13 protein-coding genes and 2 pseudogenes are annotated in these 15,182 nt (G+C 70.1%); 13 read left to right on the top strand and 2 right to left on the bottom strand.

Features of this window, described 5'->3' with window-relative positions; genetic code table 11:
• Both H0X00_RS12505 and H0X00_RS12500 read left to right on the top strand, forming a co-directional pair.
• Nucleotides 1–1,296, top strand: a pseudogene (locus tag H0X00_RS12505) (hypothetical protein); the annotation flags it as partial.
• Nucleotides 1,297–1,323: 27 nt separating this feature from the next.
• Nucleotides 1,324–1,725 carry a DUF5990 family protein gene (locus H0X00_RS12500; RefSeq protein ID WP_293771299.1) on the top strand — a complete coding sequence of 134 codons (402 nt, stop codon included), beginning with the start codon at nt 1,324–1,326 and terminating at the stop codon, nt 1,723–1,725.
• A 93-nt stretch (nt 1,726–1,818) separates the two neighbouring features.
• Here H0X00_RS12500 and H0X00_RS12495 read toward each other — a convergent pair whose 3' ends face one another.
• Both H0X00_RS12495 and H0X00_RS12490 read right to left on the bottom strand, forming a co-directional pair.
• The gene (locus H0X00_RS12495) at nt 1,819–2,145 is read right to left on the bottom strand and encodes a PadR family transcriptional regulator (protein WP_293771297.1); all 327 of its coding nucleotides are present in this window, start codon (nt 2,143–2,145) and stop codon (nt 1,819–1,821) included.
• 171 nt (nt 2,146–2,316) lie between these two features.
• Nucleotides 2,317–3,501, bottom strand: a complete 1,185-nt coding sequence (locus tag H0X00_RS12490) for a 2'-deoxycytidine 5'-triphosphate deaminase (RefSeq protein WP_293771291.1) — start codon at nt 3,499–3,501, stop codon at nt 2,317–2,319.
• A gap of 124 nt (nt 3,502–3,625) precedes the next feature.
• Between H0X00_RS12490 and H0X00_RS12485 the strand changes: the two genes are divergently transcribed.
• The 11 genes and pseudogenes from H0X00_RS12485 to H0X00_RS12435 form a co-directional block, all read left to right on the top strand.
• Nucleotides 3,626–3,781 (top strand): hypothetical protein, encoded by a 156-nt coding sequence (locus tag H0X00_RS12485; RefSeq protein WP_293771289.1) that lies wholly within the window; start codon nt 3,626–3,628, stop codon nt 3,779–3,781.
• 203 nt (nt 3,782–3,984) lie between these two features.
• Entirely contained in the window at nt 3,985–5,100 is a 1,116-nt protein-coding gene (locus tag H0X00_RS12480) for an LLM class flavin-dependent oxidoreductase (RefSeq protein WP_293771287.1), read from the top strand.
• Nucleotides 5,101–5,129: 29 nt separating this feature from the next.
• Nucleotides 5,130–6,467, top strand: a complete 1,338-nt coding sequence (locus tag H0X00_RS12475; protein WP_293771285.1) for a phenylacetate--CoA ligase family protein — start codon at nt 5,130–5,132, stop codon at nt 6,465–6,467.
• 7 nt (nt 6,468–6,474) lie between these two features.
• Complete coding sequence (locus H0X00_RS12470) at nt 6,475–7,719, top strand: cytochrome P450 (protein ID WP_293771282.1); 1,245 nt, start codon at nt 6,475–6,477, stop codon at nt 7,717–7,719.
• A complete protein-coding gene (locus H0X00_RS12465) occupies nt 7,716–9,332 on the top strand; it encodes an OB-fold domain-containing protein (protein WP_293771279.1) in 1,617 nt (538 codons plus the stop codon). The genes H0X00_RS12470 and H0X00_RS12465 overlap by 4 nt, the downstream gene beginning before the upstream one ends.
• Nucleotides 9,333–9,343: 11 nt before the next feature.
• A complete protein-coding gene (locus H0X00_RS12460) occupies nt 9,344–10,453 on the top strand; it encodes a hypothetical protein (protein ID WP_293771276.1) in 1,110 nt (369 codons plus the stop codon).
• A complete protein-coding gene (locus H0X00_RS12455; RefSeq protein ID WP_293771273.1) occupies nt 10,450–11,412 on the top strand; it encodes a phosphotransferase family protein in 963 nt (320 codons plus the stop codon). Before H0X00_RS12460 ends, H0X00_RS12455 begins: the two co-directional genes overlap by 4 nt.
• Nucleotides 11,409–11,858, top strand: coding sequence for a hypothetical protein (locus tag H0X00_RS12450; protein ID WP_293771270.1), 450 nt, complete (start codon nt 11,409–11,411; stop codon nt 11,856–11,858). The genes H0X00_RS12455 and H0X00_RS12450 overlap by 4 nt, the downstream gene beginning before the upstream one ends.
• A complete protein-coding gene (locus tag H0X00_RS12445; RefSeq protein WP_293771267.1) occupies nt 11,855–13,234 on the top strand; it encodes an aldehyde dehydrogenase family protein in 1,380 nt (459 codons plus the stop codon). Before H0X00_RS12450 ends, H0X00_RS12445 begins: the two co-directional genes overlap by 4 nt.
• A gap of 57 nt (nt 13,235–13,291) precedes the next feature.
• Complete coding sequence (locus H0X00_RS12440; RefSeq protein WP_293771265.1) at nt 13,292–14,179, top strand: SMP-30/gluconolactonase/LRE family protein; 888 nt, start codon at nt 13,292–13,294, stop codon at nt 14,177–14,179.
• A gap of 98 nt (nt 14,180–14,277) precedes the next feature.
• Nucleotides 14,278–15,182, top strand: a pseudogene (locus tag H0X00_RS12435) (hypothetical protein); the annotation flags it as partial.

The following is a 15,182-nucleotide window of genomic DNA, read 5'->3' as shown; positions in this document are numbered from 1 at the left end:
CGCGTCGCCCGCGCCGAGCGTGCGCACTGGATGGCCGAGTCCGAGCGCGCCCAGGCCGACGCCGCCGCGATGGAGGCCGCGGCCGCCGTGGTCGCGATGACCGAGAAGGTCGAGCAGGCCAGCGCCGCGATGAAGCTGATGTCCGCCGAGCGCGAGACCACACGCACCGAGTTCAAGGCCCAGGGCGAGTCCCTGGTCGTCGCGCTGAAGTCGGTCGAGGAGCTCACCGGCCGCTTCGACGCGACCGAGAAGTCCCTGGCCGCCGAGGCCGCGGCCCGCAAGGCGTCCGAGTCCGCGCGGCTGTCCGAGGTCGAGCGCCGGGTCAAGGCCACCGAGGCCGCCGCCGCCGACAAGCTGCGCGCCGACGAGGCGACCGCCGCCCTGACGGAGTCTCAGACCGAGGCCCGCCGTTCCGCCGCCGCGCTGGCGTCGGGCCGGCACCGCCTGGAGGCACTCACCGCGCAGCTGACCGCGCAGAAGTCCGAGGCCGAGCGCAGCGCCGCGGCCGCCGACGCCGAGCACGAGCAGCTGATGGCGCAGATCACCGACCTCAAGGCCGCGGTTGTCACCGGGGAGCAGGCTCGCGCTGTCGCCGAGGCCCGCGTGGAGCAGAGCCGGAACGAGTCCTCGCGTCTGGTCGAAGCCGCCCGCACCGAGGCCGCGGCCGCGATCGATGCCGCGCGCAAGGAGGCGACCGCCAAGATGGACGGCTCGCGGGCCGAGTCCGCGCGCCTGATCGAGGCCGCCCGCAACGACGCCTCGCACAAGGTCGAGGCCGCCCGGGCGCAGAACCTCGCGGCGGCGACCGCGCACGCCCAGGAGTCCGCCGCGGCCGAGGCCGCGCTGACCGCTGAGACCGAGCGCCGCGAGGCTGCCGAGGCGATGATCGCCGATTTCAAGCAGCGATTCGTCGAGGCCGAGGCCGCCAAGGTCGAGGCCGAGGCTGTGGCCCGGGAGGCCGCCGCCACCGCCGCCGCCATCAGGGAGCGGATCGAGACCCTCACCGTCGAGCGGGACTCGGTGGACAAGGCGATGTCCGTCGTCGCTGACGCCAAGGACATGGTGGCCGCGAAGCTGGAGGAGATGTCGCTCAAGCTGGCCGTCGCCGAGCGGGCCCGCGGCGCCGCGGACGCCCAGGCGGCCGGGCTGGAGTCCGAACTGGGCAAGTCGGCCGAGCGGGTGGCCGTCGCCGAGGCGCAGATCGAGCGGATGCGCGAGCAGGTCGTCGACCTGCGCTCGCAGTTCGCGGTCACCACCGCGGTCCTCGGTGGGGCGCAGTACACGGTGCAGTCCTAGTTCCGTGTTTGTAGGCTGCGCGTTGTGATGGTGGAGATCCGCGGCCACAACTTCCCCGGGCGGGCCTGGGGCGTGTACGCCAACGTGCACTGCGGGATCCAGCTCGGCCGTGAGCCGGTGGAGCTGGTGGCAGGCGACGTGGTGTCCGCTGTCTGGACGATCTCGATCGAGGTGCTCCCTGGCCCCGACTTCCGCGGTCCCGCGGTGCAGGGCAAGAAGGGGGAGCGGTTCGTCTACCTGACCTGGGGTGAGGTCGGCGCGGACGGGACGTTCACCATGTTCCGGCGAGCGAAGTTGATGCTCGCCGATGTTGCCGCGGCCGCGCGGTCTTCAGCTGACCGGGTGGTCGCGACGGTGGACCTGAGCGATAGCTGCGGTGCTCCGCGGTGCGCGCGGCTCAAGCCGCCGGTGCTGTCGCTGATCGCCTGAGGGCGGGTCACTTCTTCTGGGCACCCGGGTCGTCCGCGAGGATCAGGTACAGCTCGCGGCGGGCCTTCTCCAGGACCTGGCGGGCGGCGGCGATCAGGGTCGGGGTGCCGGTGCGGCCGAGGGTCTTGCTCGGGTCGCGAGGCCTTCGACGACATCGCGCAGGGAGTTGCCGCCGGCGTCGGTCATCGAGGTGAACGGGTCGGTCGGTGCGGTGGCGGCGTCGGCGATGTAGCTGCGGCCGGCGTCGGTGAGCACGACCAGCTTGCGGCCGCCCTCGGACTCGATGCGGACCAGACCCTCGTCTTCGAGCTGGGCGATGGTCGGGTAGATCGCGCCGGGGGAGACCCGCCACGTTCCGCCGGTGCGCTCGGCGATCGCGTGCATCATCTGGTACCCGTGCATCGGCTCGTCGTTGAGCAGGATCAGGACCGCGGCGGGGGGTCATGCCGCCCCACCCACGCGGGCCGCGTTCGGTGTCCTCGGCGCGAAAGCGCCGGCTGTGCTTGCCGTCATGGGCGGCCTCGTGTGAGCCGCGGCTGCGGCCCTCGTGGAAGTCATGGGCCGTTGCGGAACGCGTCAGAGCGCGAGGAGCTACGCCTCGCCGAGCGAGCGGCGGTGCTTCGGCTGGTGCGGGCCGGCGGCCACCGCGTCGAGCCGGAAGTGCTTGCCCAGGGTTTCGGTCTGGCCCTGGTAGTTCGAGCCGATGCCCTGCCCGTACAGGCGATCCGGCTCGGCAAGCATCTTCTCGAAGGTCAGTTTGCAGACCCCCTGGCGGTGCTCGATCATGAACGGCACGTCGTGGGCGCGAACCTCGAGTGCTGCCGTCGAGCCGGTCTGAACGTTGCCGCTGGCGTCGACGCCGAAGCCGGGGTCGAAGAATCCGGCGTAGTGGGTGCGCAGCTCGCCGCTCGTCGGGTCGTAGGCGGTCATCTCCGCGGCCAGGCCGCTCGGGATGCGCACGGCCTCGTAGGACATCAGCAGGTAGAAGTCCTTGGGCGTGAGCACGATCCGGTTGCCGTCCTCGGGCTTGACCGGCTCCCAGAACTGCTCGGGGTCGGCCTCACCGATCCGGGTCATGTCCAGCAGCGGCGCGCTGCTGCGGGCCCGGTAGCCGACCCGGCCGTGGGAGTTGGCCCGCAGGTCCAGGCCGAGGAAGAGCCCGTTGGACAGGGCGAGGCGCTCGGCCGGTACCGGGGCTCCGTCGGCGAACAGGATCGGGTCCAGGGCGTGATGGGCCCGCAGCGCCGCATCGGTCATCTCCGCGCGCCCGAGCGCGAGGCGCAGCTGGTTGAGCGAGAGGTCCTCGCGGACCCGGACCGGGAAGGAGAGCGGGACGACCTCGAGGAAGAGCTTGCCGGAGTAGCCGTCGGCGATCTCATCGAACCGGTCGGAGCCGTCGGTGATCACCCGGGTGAACACGTCGGCGCGGCCGGTGGAGCTCTTCGGGTTGGCCTTGCCCCGGATCCCGGGCGGCAGATTCAGCGCCTCCTTGAGCGGGATCAGGTAAGGCCGCCCGGTCTCCAGCACGACGCCCTCGTTGCGCAGGTCGAGCTCGTCGACGATCAGGTCCTTGACCCCGGCCTCGACCGAGTCCCGGTGCGGCAGAAAGCTGCACCGGATCCGGTAGGCCACCTCGCCCAGGCGCAGATCCAGGCTGGCGGGCTGGATGTTGGAGGCGGGGATCTTGAACCGGCCGGCGTCGATCACGCCCTCGGCGATCGCGGCCCGCAGGTAGTGGTCGGGCAGGACGCCCTCGCCGGATGGCAGCTGCAGCACGGTCACCTCGGGCGGAGTCGAAACGATGGCCGATCGTATCCGGGCGGGGGTTCAGCCGAACGGACTAGCCAGATCGGGCCGAAGGGGCGGGGTCCGCGGGGGCATCTGGACCGTCTTATCGATCATGACCGAATTTGTGATGACGTACTCCGACGACGAGTTCCAGCCGTCCCCGGGCACCGGGGGCGCGGTGGCACCTCCGCCGGCGGGTTCCTCCGAGCTCGGCACCGGCGCCGGCGCGCTCCTGCAGCGCCTGCCCGACGACGAAGCGGCCGCGTAGCCCCGTCGTACCAGGGCAAACCCTGCCTGGACGGGCCGGACGTGACGGTGGGGAGACAGCGGTGAGCCGCGCTCAAAAACCTGTCCGTAGCAACTACGACACCCCCCACCCGAACAGCCGTACTCCGAACGGATGTCGGGGGGAGCACCCGCCGAGACGATGAGGCCACTGCGCCACCCCATTTTCTTGGAAGGGTCCTCACCATGCACTTCGGCGTCCTGCTTCTCTTCGCGAACGCGAACTCCGGCAAGTCCGACCAGCAGTTGTGGAAAGAGGAGATGGACCTCGGGGTCAAGGCCGAGGAGCTCGGCTTCGACAGCGTGTGGGCGCCCGAACACCACTTCGACCGCCCCTACTGCGAGTCCCCGGACCCGCTGACCGCACTGACCTACCTGGCGGCCAAGACGACGAAGATCAAGCTGGGTACCGGCGCGATCATCCTGCCTTGGTGGCAGGGCCACAATGACGCCATGCGCCTCGCCGAGCGCATCGCGATCGTCGACCACCTCTCCGACGGTCGCCTGCTGCTGGGCCTCGGCCGCGGCCTGGCCCGCCGCGAGTACGAGGGCTTCGGGGTCGACATGGAGGAGTCGCGCGACCGGTTCAACGAGACCGCGGAGATGCTCCTGCAGGGCCTCGACACCGGCTCCATCGAGAGCGACGGCAAGTTCTTCAAGCAGTCCAAGCAGGACGTCTTCCCCGAGCCGGCCAAGAACTTCCGCGACCGCACCTACGTGATCGCGATGTCGCCGCCCTCGATCCGGGCCTCCGCCGAGTTCGGCGGCACGCTGATGTGCTTCAACTACCAGTACCCGATCGACCAGCAGGCCACCGAGTTCCAGGAGTGGCGTGACCTGTACGAGCGGACCCACAACAAGCCGGCCCCGCCGCCCGTGCTGCTCGACTTCATGCACTGCCACGAGGACGCCGGCGAGGCGGACGCGATCATGCGCGACCACCTCGGCCCGTTCTTCAACGCGATGGTGGACCACTACGAGTTCGACGGGAAGCACTTCGCCTCCTCGGAGAAGTACAACCACTACGCCTCCGGCGCCGAGGCCATCCAGGCCGCAGGCCGCGAGGCCGCGTTCGAGGGCTTCTTCGGCCTGCAGTGGACCGGCGCCCCGGACAAGATGATCGAGCAGATGAAGGAGCGCATCGACCTGATCGGCGACTTCTCCCAGATGGTGCTCGTCTCCTTCGGCGGGCTGTCGCAAGACAAGGTCTACAAGAGCCTCGAGCTCTTCCAGAGCAAGGTCGTCCCCGCCGTGCAGGCGTACGCGGCCAAGGCCGGCCACCAGGTGACCGTCAACGTCTGATCCCACACATCCCCGGAAGGAGCGCGCTGATGCGTGATCCATCGAATCCGTACTGGGATGCGAAGCGCGAGACGCGCGATCCGAAAGAACGTGACGCCGAGACGCTCGGGGTATTGCAGGCGCAACTCAAGCGCGCCTACAACCTGACGTTCTATCAGCGGCACTGGGACGCGCACGGCTTCCATCCGGACCAGGTGAAGACGCTCGCCGACTTCACCGAGCGCTGTCCGATCATCACCAAGAAGATGCTCGTGGCCGATCAGGCGGAGTTCCCGCCGTTCGGCAGCTACCTGGGCATCGACACGGCTGACATCTTCCGGATCCACGGGTCCTCAGGAACGTCGGGCACGCCGACCATCTACGGCGTCGCCCGGCAGGACTGGGAGCAGGCCAAGGAGATCTTCCGGATCACGCACTGGGCTTCCGGTGTGCGGCCGAGTGACCGCGTGCACTACGCGTTCCCGTTCGGGATGTTCTTCGGTGGCTGGGCCATGTTGATGGCCGCCGAAGAGGTCGGCGCGACCACCTTCCCGATGGGCGCGGCGGACACCCGCCGGCACATCGAGATGATCGACCGGTTGCAGGCCACGGTCATCGAGGCGACCCCGTCCTACATGCTCCACATGGCCGAGGTCGCGAAGGAGATCGGCTACGACGCCGTCAACTCGCCGATCAAGATCTTCATGTCCGGCGGCGAGCCGGGTGGGTCGATCCCCAGCACCAAGAAGCTCCTGATGGAGCTGTGGGGCCTGGACGTGGTGAGCGACGCGGGCACCTCCTCGGAGATGTTCCCGTTCGTCACCAACGCCGAGTGCCGCGAGATGAACGGTATGCACATCTACAACGACGAGGTATGGACTGAACTCGTCGACCCCGAGGACAACAGCAAGCTGGTGCCCGAGGGTGAGATCGGCTCACTGATCTACACCCACCTGCACCGGGTCTCGCAGCCGATGATCCGCTTCGCAGTGAACGACCGTAGTTGGATGACGTGGGAGCCGTGCACGTGCGGGCGGACCTACCCACGGCTGCCGCAGGGGCTGATGGGCCGCACCGACGACATGCTCGTCATCCGCGGCGCGAATATCTTCCCCTCTGCGGTGGAGAAGGCTCTGCGTGGAGTCGAGGGTCTGGGGACCGAGTTCCGGATCCGCGTCTCCAAGCAGGGGTACCTGGACGAGATGGTGGTGGAGGCTGAGGTAGCCCCAGACTTCACCGGCGATCGCGACGCGCTCACACGTCGAGCCACCGACGAGGTCAACCACCACTGTCTTATCCGGGTACCGGTCTCTCTGGTCGAGCCGAACACGTTCGAGCGGGCGCAGCTCAAGTCGCGTCGCGTGATCGACGAGCGGCCCAAGGAATGAGTCCGGAGTGACCACGGCAGCGCACGAGATCGACATCCTCGGACCGGAGGCGATCCGGGACCCGTCGCGGTACTTCTCGCGGTTGCGGGAGGAGGGCAACCCAGTTCTCTGGGACACCCGCTACCGGTCCTGGATCGTCACCAGTCATGCCGCGATCAACGAGGCGATCGCCGACCCGAGGTTCTCCTCCGACCGGATCGCGCCGTTCATCGAGCGCAAGCTGGCGGGCCCGGATGTCGATCCCGCCATCCGCCTGGCCTTCGACGTCCTGAAGAACTGGATGGTGTTCCAGGACGACCCGTCGCACGCGCGCCTGCGCCGGCTGGTGAGCAAGGCCTTCACCCCGCGTTCGATCGCGAACATCGAGGCCGCGGTCGTGGTCAAGAGCACCGCGCTGGCCGCGGCGTTGCCGAAGAACGGGCGCTTCGATCTGATCGCCGAGTTCACCTACCCCCTTCCGGTGTTCGTGATCGCGGAGATGCTCGGGGTGCCGGAGGAGAACCGGGCCAGGTTCAAGGACTGGGCCGAGGAGATCGCCCCGGTCGTCTCGGGCGGGATGGACGATCCCGCGCGCTATGACCGGGCCGGGGCGGCGATGGCCGAGCTGGTCGAGTTCTTCACCGGCCTGCTCGACCACTACGCGGCCAACCCGCAGGACAACCTGCTCACCGCCTTGGCCGAGTCCCGCGGGGGGGAGGAGCCGCTCACCCAGCTCGAGGTCCTCGCCTTCTGCACCCTGCTGATGTTCGCCGGCCACGAGACCACGGCGAACCTCATCTCCTCCTCGATGCTCGCGATGTGTCAGCACCCCGACCAGATGGAGCTGCTGCGCTCGGGCAAGGTCGAGCCGGCCAAGGCGGTCGAGGAATTCCTGCGCTGGGACGGTCCGGGCAAGTCGATCACCCGGGTCATGGGGGAGGACGCCGAGTTCCGGGGTCAGCACCTGAAGAAGGGTCAGCGCGTGTTCCTGGTGCTGGCCGCGGGCAACCGGGACCCCGACGTCTTCGCGGGCCCGGACGAGCTCCGGCTCGACCGGGAGGACGCCAAGAAGCACCTGGGCTTCGGGGGTGGCGGGCACTTCTGCATGGGCGCCTCGCTGGCCCGCCTGGAGACCCGAATCGCGTTGCCGATCCTGCTCGAGGCACTGCCCGACGTGCGGCTGGCGTCGGGTGTGGAATTGGAATGGCAGCAGGTCCTGAACACTCGGGGCCTGACGGAACTGTGGCTGGAGACGGGGACGGGGACGGCGTGAGCCTTCCCCTGCCGGCGACCGACGGCGCGGCGGGGTTCTTCTGGACCTCCGGTGCCGACGGGATGCTCCGGCTGCGCTACTGCTCCGCCTGTTCCAAGCACCTGCACCCTGCTCTGGAACTGTGCCCGGTCTGCTTCTCGGACGATCTGACGGTGGTTCAGGTCAGTGGGCACGGACATGTTGTCGCGGTCACGGTCAACGAGTACCCCTGGTCCGGAGTGCCGGGGGAGCCCTACGCGATCGTGGTCGTCGCCCTGGCGGACTCCCCAGATGTCCGTCTCACCAGCCGCCTGGTCGGAATCGCTCCCGACCAGGCGGGGGTGGGGCTCGCGGTCCGTGTCGTGTTCACCCCGGTCGAGGACGTGTGGCTACCGCTGTTCGAACCCTCCGGTCTCGACCCGGTCGAGGCGCACCTGCCCGAGCCGGTCGTGCGGATCCCCTCGCCTGCCTCCGCGTCCCGCTTTGAAGATGCCGTCGCCCTGACCGGCGTCGGCACTTCCGCGGTCGGGCGCCGGCTCGGCCGCTCCGAACTCTCGCTCACGATCGAGGCCTGCCGGGCCGCGGTTGCCGACGCCGGCCTGACCTTCGACGACATCGACGGCCTGGCCGCCTGGCCGGGCTCGACCGGCATGCCCGGCATCGGCTCCGGCGGGGTGCGCGCCGTCGATCAGATCCTCGGCATCCGGCCCACGTGGCATATCGGCGCGCAGGAGGTCCCCGGCCAGTTCGGCGGGATCATCACCGCGATGCTCGCGGTCTCGGCCGGGCTGTGCCGGCACGTGCTGTGCTGGACCGCGGTCTCCCGCGACGCACTGCCGCACGACGTCAACCGGGGCGGCCGCCTCACCGGTGAGGCGCAGTGGCGGGTGCCGTTCGGGGCGATCTCCCCGGCGCACTGGATCGCCCTGTCGGCCTCGCAGTACCTGCACCGCTACGGCGCTTCGCGGGACGCGCTCGGCTGGGTCGCGGTCGCCTCCGGGCGGCACGCCACGAACAACCCGTTGGCCCTGCGGTCGGAGTGCGCGGACCTGGACGCCTACTACGCCGGCAAGACCATCACCACCCCGTTCGGCATCTTCGACTGCGACGTCACCTGCGACGGGGCGTACGCCGTGGTGGTCTCGGCGGTGGACGCCGCCCGCGACTGCGCACACCCGGTCGTGCGGGTGGCCGCCGCCGGCACGGCGATCGGGGAGGCGCAGTCCTGGGACCAGGACACCCTCACCCACCAGCCGAACCTGTTCGGCCAGGCCGCGCACCTGTGGACCCGCACCTCGCTGACGCCGGAGGACGTCGACGTCGCGTGCCTCTACGACGGGTTCAGCTTCAACGCCCTGTCCTGGCTGGAGGCGCTCGGCTTCTGCGGGCTGGGTGAAGGCGCGGATTTTGTGAAGGACGCCGAGCGGATCGGCCCCGGCGGCTCGCTGCCGGTCAACCCGCACGGCGGGCAACTCTCCGCCGGGCGCAGCAACGGCTTCGGGTTTCTGATCGAGGCCGTGACGCAGTTGCGCGGACAGGCCGGGGCCCGTCAGGTTCCTGGCGCGGAAGTTGCTGTCGTCTCCGCCGGTGGCGGGATCCCGGCCGGTTGCCTGTTGTTGACGACGGAACGCTGAAAGGGCATCGCATGACTATTGGACCCGCCGACGACTGGATGATCCACCAGACCCCGGACCCGATCCGCTGGGTCGGTACCTCCGACCGTCGCTTCTACGACCGGCACTTCATCACCGGGCACTCCCGGGACGGGCGGGTGGCGTTCCTCAACGGCATCGGGGTCTACCCGAACCTCGGGGTGATCGACTGCTTTTCCTCCTTCGCCGTCGACGGCGTCCAGTACACGACCCGCGCGTCCCGCGAGCTCGGCTCGGACCGGATGGACTACGCGCACATCGGCCCGTTCTCCCTGGAGATCATCGAGGGCCTGAAGAAGCTCCGCTTCCACTCCGAGGACACCGACCAGATGGTCTCCCTCGACCTGACCTTCGAGGGCTCCGCGCCGGCCTTCGCCGAGCCGCCGACGCTCTCGCGGGTGATGGACCGGGTGATGGAGTCCAACACCCGGATCATCCAGACCGGCTGCTACAGCGGGCACGTCACGGTGGCGGGGGAGCGCTTCGAGGTCACCCCGGACGCCTGGCAGGGCGGACGCGACCGATCGTGGGGAGTGCGCTCCATCGGCCTGGAGCGCGAGCCCAAGGGCATCCAGCAGGCGCACAAGGTGAGCAAGGACCGGACGACGCTGTGGATCTGGTCGCCGATGCAGTTCCCGTCCCGCACCGTGCACTTTTCCCTCTCGGAGTTTCCGGACGGCCGGCGCGAGATCAACACCGTCCGCGAGTCCCTGTCGTGGGAGCGCGGTGGCGAGGTGCGCTTCCTCTCCGACCCCGAGCACGACCTGGTGCTCGACCCGGACGACCGCGAGATGCACAAGGGCACGGTGTCGTGGACGGAGCACGACGGTGCCCGACGCACCGTCAGCCTGACCCCGATCTCCCGGGTCTACCTGCGGGCCGGCACCGGCTACGGCGGCCCCGACCCGTGGCGGCACGGCACCTACATGGGCAACGACTGGGTGAACTCGGTGTCCTTCGACCTGACCAACCCCGAGGTCGTCGCCAAGAACGGCCCCGCCCACGTGATGTGCCGGATGGAGGCCGACGACGGCGAGGTCGGCTACGGCACCTTCGAGACCCAGGTGTTCGGCGCGCACGAGAGGTACGGCTTCAGCGCGTGACTCAGGATCTGGGGGCCGACCTGGCCGGGGTGCTCTCCGAGCACCTCGGTCGTCCCGTCACGGTCTCCGGCCTCAAGCGCCTGGCCGGTGGGTCCTCGCACGAGACCTGGGGTTTCGACGCGATGGACGCCTCCCTCGAGGAGATCCCGCTCGTGCTGCGCCGGGAGTTCCACTCCGGGATGCTCGACACCGACGTCGCGGCCGAGTTCATCCTGCTGCGCACGCTGTTCGACGCCGGCGTCCCGGTGCCCGAGCCGTGGCTCTTCGTGACGACGGATTCCGCGCTCGGCACCCCGTTCATGGTGATGGAGCGCGCCGCCGGCACCGACCTGCGCAAGGACCTGGCCCGTCCCGACTGCGACCGTGACCTGCTCGCGCTCGCTACCCAGGCCGTCGAGGTGATTGCCCGCATCCACGCCGTCCCCGCGACCACCCTGAACCTCGACGCGCAGTGGGGCCCCGCGCACGAGATCGGCCGCTGGACCGCGGTGATCGAGGCCGCCAAGCCCGACCTCGACCCGCTGCTGGCCACCGCGCTGACCTGGCTCGGTTGCCACCTGCCCCCGGCGGTGGCGGCGGTGCTGGTGCACGCCGACTTCAAGGCCAACAACCTGCTCATCTCCCCGGAGGGCCGGCTGACGGTCATCGACTGGGAGCTCGCCCACCCCGGCGACCCGGTCGAGGACCTGGCCTGGACCATGCTCTGGCGCACCCAGTGGGACGTGGTCGGTGGCCTGCACACCGCCGAGGGCTACGTGGCGGCGTACACGTCGCTGACGGGGCGTCAGGTCAACTCGGAGGTGCTGCGATTCTGGCGGGTGTTCTCCCTCGTCAAGCTCTGGGCGATGTTCCTGCAGGGGATGGCGACGGAGAACGTGCGCCCGCAGCTGCGGATGCTCGGCCGGGCCACGGTGTGGCTCGCGGATCAGGTGGCGACCGAACTCCTGGAGGACCCATGAGCATCGACGGCCTGACCACGGTCGAAGGCATCGCGGACTTTCTCGACGCCGAGATTGTCAACTCCGTCCCCGGCGAGCTGCGCAGCGAGGTGCGCGCCGCGGCCAAGCTGCTGCGCACCTCCGCGGTCGAGCTCTCCGTGCGGTACCGCGAGGTCGGCGCCGAGATCGACGACCTGCTCGTGCTCTGCGCCGCCCACGTCGTCGCTGACGACGCGTCAGCAGTCATCGACCTCTCCGCCCGCGCGGCCGGGGAGCGGATGTCCCTGCGCGAGCAGGAGCGCCTGCGCACCGACGTGCACGACCTGGTCTCGCGCACCATGGCGCGCCTGACCGTCAGCAACGACCGCGCGCTGGCCGAGTTCCTGCGCTGCCTCGGCGGGCACGCCGCCCGCCGGAGCACCTGGCAGGCCGTCTTCCCCGGCAACCCGGCAGGAGTGTCCGCATGAGTTCGGTCCCCGTGGTCAACCCCTCGACCGGCGCGAGGATCACCGACGTCGAGCTGGCCTCGCTCGAACAACTCGACGCCGCGGTGGCCGCCGCCCGGGCCGCGGCACCGGCTTGGGGCGCGGATGCCGCCGCCCGGGCGAAGGCGCTGGAGACCGTCGCCGCGGTCATCACCGAGAACGCCGACGAACTCGCGCGCCTGCTGAGCACCGAGATCGGCGTCCCGCTCAAGGACACGGCCATGGAGGTCGGGGGAGCGGCGGCCTTCGCCAAGTACCGGGCCCGCACCCCGCTCGCGGTCGACGTCGTGCACGACGACGAGCGTCAGTCCGTCGTAGTGCGCCGCAAGCCCATCGGGGTGGTCGGCGCGATCCTGCCCTGGAACGCTCCGCTGTTGATCCTGGCCGAGAAGGTCGCTTCGGCCTTCGGGGCCGGCAACACCGTCGTGGTGAAGACCTCACCGCTCGCCCCGCTCGCCGTCGCGCGCGTCGGGGAACTCCTGGCGGACCAGCTCCCGCCGGGGGTGCTGAGCATCCTGTGCGGGGACGCCGCCCTCGGTGCGGCTCTGGTCGAACACCCCGGCGTCGGGATGATCTCCTTCACGGGCAGCATCCGAGCCGGCCGGCAGATCATGGCCGCCGCCGCGCCGCGTCTCAAGCGGCTCTCCCTCGAGCTCGGCGGCAACGACGCGGCGCTGATCCTCCCCGACGTCGACGTGGCCAGGACCGCGCCGAAGGTATTCATGAACGCCTTCTACCGGACCGGTCAGATCTGCGCCGGCATCAAGCGGGTGTACGTGCCCGCGCAGATCTACGACGAGACGGTCGAGGCGTTCGCTCACCTCGCCTCGACCATCAGGGTGGGTGACCCCTTCGAAGAGGGCGTCGTGCTCGGCCCGCTGTCCAACCGGATGCAGTTCGACCGCGTCGCCGAACTCGTCGACGGCGCCCGCGCGGCCGGGGCCACGATCGTGGCCGGCGGGCAGCGGCTCGGCGACGCGGGTTGCTTCTACTCGCCCACCATCGTCACCGACGCCGGCCCCGAGGTGCCGATCGTCGCCGACGAGCAGTTCGGACCCGCCCTGCCGTTGATCCGCTACGAGAACCTCGACGAGGCGATCACCGCGGCGAATGCGACGGACTTCGGCCTCGGTGCCTCCGTCTGGGGCGCCGATCCGCTCGCGGCGGCTGAGATCGCGACCCGCCTCGACGCCGGGTCGGTGTGGGTCAACCGGCACGGCGTCGTCGCACCGGATGTCCCGTTCGGCGGGACGAAGCAGAGCGGCGTCGGCCGGGCCAACGGCGACGTCGGCGTCGACGCGTACAGCGAGCTGACCACGATCAGCGTGCAGCTCAACCGAGCCAAACCCAGCGCCTGACACCAGTACCTGCGACCTGAAGCCTGACACCTGAAGAAGCAATCGAGAGGAAGCACGATGGAGAAGCTGTTCGACGGCGGTCACTTCTTCGAGGGGCCGCGCTGGCACGACGGCCACTGGTACAGCTCGGACCTGTACGGGCCGAAGGTCTACAAGATCAGCCCCGAGGGCAAGGGCGAGGCAATCTGCGAGGTGCCGAACCAGCCCTCCGGTCTGGGCTGGTTGCCCGACGGCACCATGCTCGTCGTGTCCATGAAGGACGCGCAGGTCATGAAGGTCGCCGGCGACGGGTCGATCTCGGTGCACGGCGACTGCCGCCCGGGCACGGTGTCCTTCGCCAACGACATGGTCGTCGACAAGCTCGGCCGCGCTTACGTCGGCACCTTCGGATTCAACCTCTTCGAGGGCGAGCAGCCCGAGCGCGGCGCCATCTCCCGCGTCGACCCGGACGGAACCGTCTCGGTCGTCGCCACCGGGATGGACTTCCCGAACGGCATGGCCGTCTCCGAGGACAACAACACCCTCGTCGTCGCCGAGACCTTCGGCTCCCGGCTGACCACGTTCTCCATCAACGCCGACGGTTCGCTGCAGGACAAGAAGACCCTCGGCCAGCTCGGCAAGGCCCCGGCGTGGGACTCGCTCGAGACCCTGATCCAGCTCGAGTGCGCCCCCGACGGTCTCGCGCTCGACGCCGAGGGCTGCGTGTGGGTGGCGGATGCCTGGATGGCGCGTGCGCTGCGGGTCAGCCCGTCCGGAGACGTGCTGGATGAGGTCAAGGCCCCCGAGGGCATGGGCCTGTTCTCGCTGACCCTGGGCGGCCCGAACGGGAACACCCTGATGATCTGCTGCGCGCCCTCGTTCGCCGACCACGAGCGCAAGCCCGTCAAGGAGTCCGAGCTCTGGATCCAGGACGTCGCGGTTCCCCGCGGCGACGCCCGGCCGTAGGGCACTTGCCGGGTTACCCTCGCGGGGAACCCTAGGTGTGAAAGCCCAGTTCAGGGGTGACCCCCTGAACTGGGCTGTCCACCGTCGAGGAGGCACGTATGAGCCAGGAACCGGTGTTCCTGGCCGGGCCGGGCCTCGTCCCGGTGCGCCTGCTCGGCCTGCGGGACGGGCGCCGCACCGAGTTGTTGCGTGACGAGGCCACAGGTCGGCTCTACGTGATGCGCACGGTGGAGCCGGACGTGCCGCCGCTGGAGCGGGCCCGCCTGGCCCGCGAGGGGGAGCGCCAGCCCGACGTGCGGGTGCACTGGGAGGACTCCCACCTCTCGGTGCTGCGGCCCTACATTCCCGGCCGGCCACTGTCCGACCGCCTGCTCGCGGGCGGACTGCTCTCGGTGCGCGAGGCCATCAAGCTCTCCGCGGACGTCCTCGGCCAACTGCGCCCGCTGCACTCGGCCGGCCGCGCGCACCGCGACCTGCGCCCGGACACCATCGTGCTCGCCGACACCGCCGACGGCGGTGCCGCCCTCGTCCTCGACCTGGAGTTTGTCGACGCCCCCGCCCTGCGCCGCGCGCTGCGCGAAGAGGCGCCGGCCGTCGGCTATCTCGCGCCTGAGCAGTCCGGCGTCATCGACCGCCCGGTTGACGCCCGCGCCGACCTGTACTCCCTTGGGTTGATCCTGTTCGAGTCCCTGTCCGGGAAGCGGCCCTTCGACGGCGCAGACGTGCGCGACGTCTTGCACCAGCACCTGTCCGCGCCGGTGCCGCGGGTGCGGGCTCTGAATCCGATCGTTCCCCGCGCTCTGGATGACTACATCGCCCGGCTGCTGCGCAAGGACCCCGAGGACCGGCACCGCGACGCCGCCGAGGCCCTCGCCGATCTACACCGGGTCGCGGTCGCCCTGCACAGCAGCCGGCCGGGCCTGGACCCAGGCCGCACCCTGACCGAGGCCCGGATGGCGGGGCGCAGCGCGCAGCTCTCCGCGCTGCTGCGCCGGGCCGAGGA

The organism is Sporichthya sp., assembly GCF_013815995.1.
GTDB lineage: Bacteria > Actinomycetota > Actinomycetes > Sporichthyales > Sporichthyaceae > Sporichthya.
The sequence above is the reverse complement of the archived record's forward strand: the minus strand, read 5'-3'. Positions and strand labels throughout refer to the sequence as shown.

Coding starts and splice junctions, on each gene's coding strand:
- H0X00_RS12445 (WP_293771267.1), top strand. CDS start 11,855: ATGAGTTCGGTCCCCGTGGTCAACCCCTCGACCGGCGCGAGGATCACC.
- H0X00_RS12475 (WP_293771285.1), top strand. CDS start 5,130: ATGCGTGATCCATCGAATCCGTACTGGGATGCGAAGCGCGAGACGCGC.
- H0X00_RS12440 (WP_293771265.1), top strand. CDS start 13,292: ATGGAGAAGCTGTTCGACGGCGGTCACTTCTTCGAGGGGCCGCGCTGG.
- H0X00_RS12450 (WP_293771270.1), top strand. CDS start 11,409: ATGAGCATCGACGGCCTGACCACGGTCGAAGGCATCGCGGACTTTCTC.
- H0X00_RS12485 (WP_293771289.1), top strand. CDS start 3,626: ATGACCGAATTTGTGATGACGTACTCCGACGACGAGTTCCAGCCGTCC.
- H0X00_RS12480 (WP_293771287.1), top strand. CDS start 3,985: ATGCACTTCGGCGTCCTGCTTCTCTTCGCGAACGCGAACTCCGGCAAG.
- H0X00_RS12500 (WP_293771299.1), top strand. CDS start 1,324: ATGGTGGAGATCCGCGGCCACAACTTCCCCGGGCGGGCCTGGGGCGTG.
- H0X00_RS12460 (WP_293771276.1), top strand. CDS start 9,344: ATGACTATTGGACCCGCCGACGACTGGATGATCCACCAGACCCCGGAC.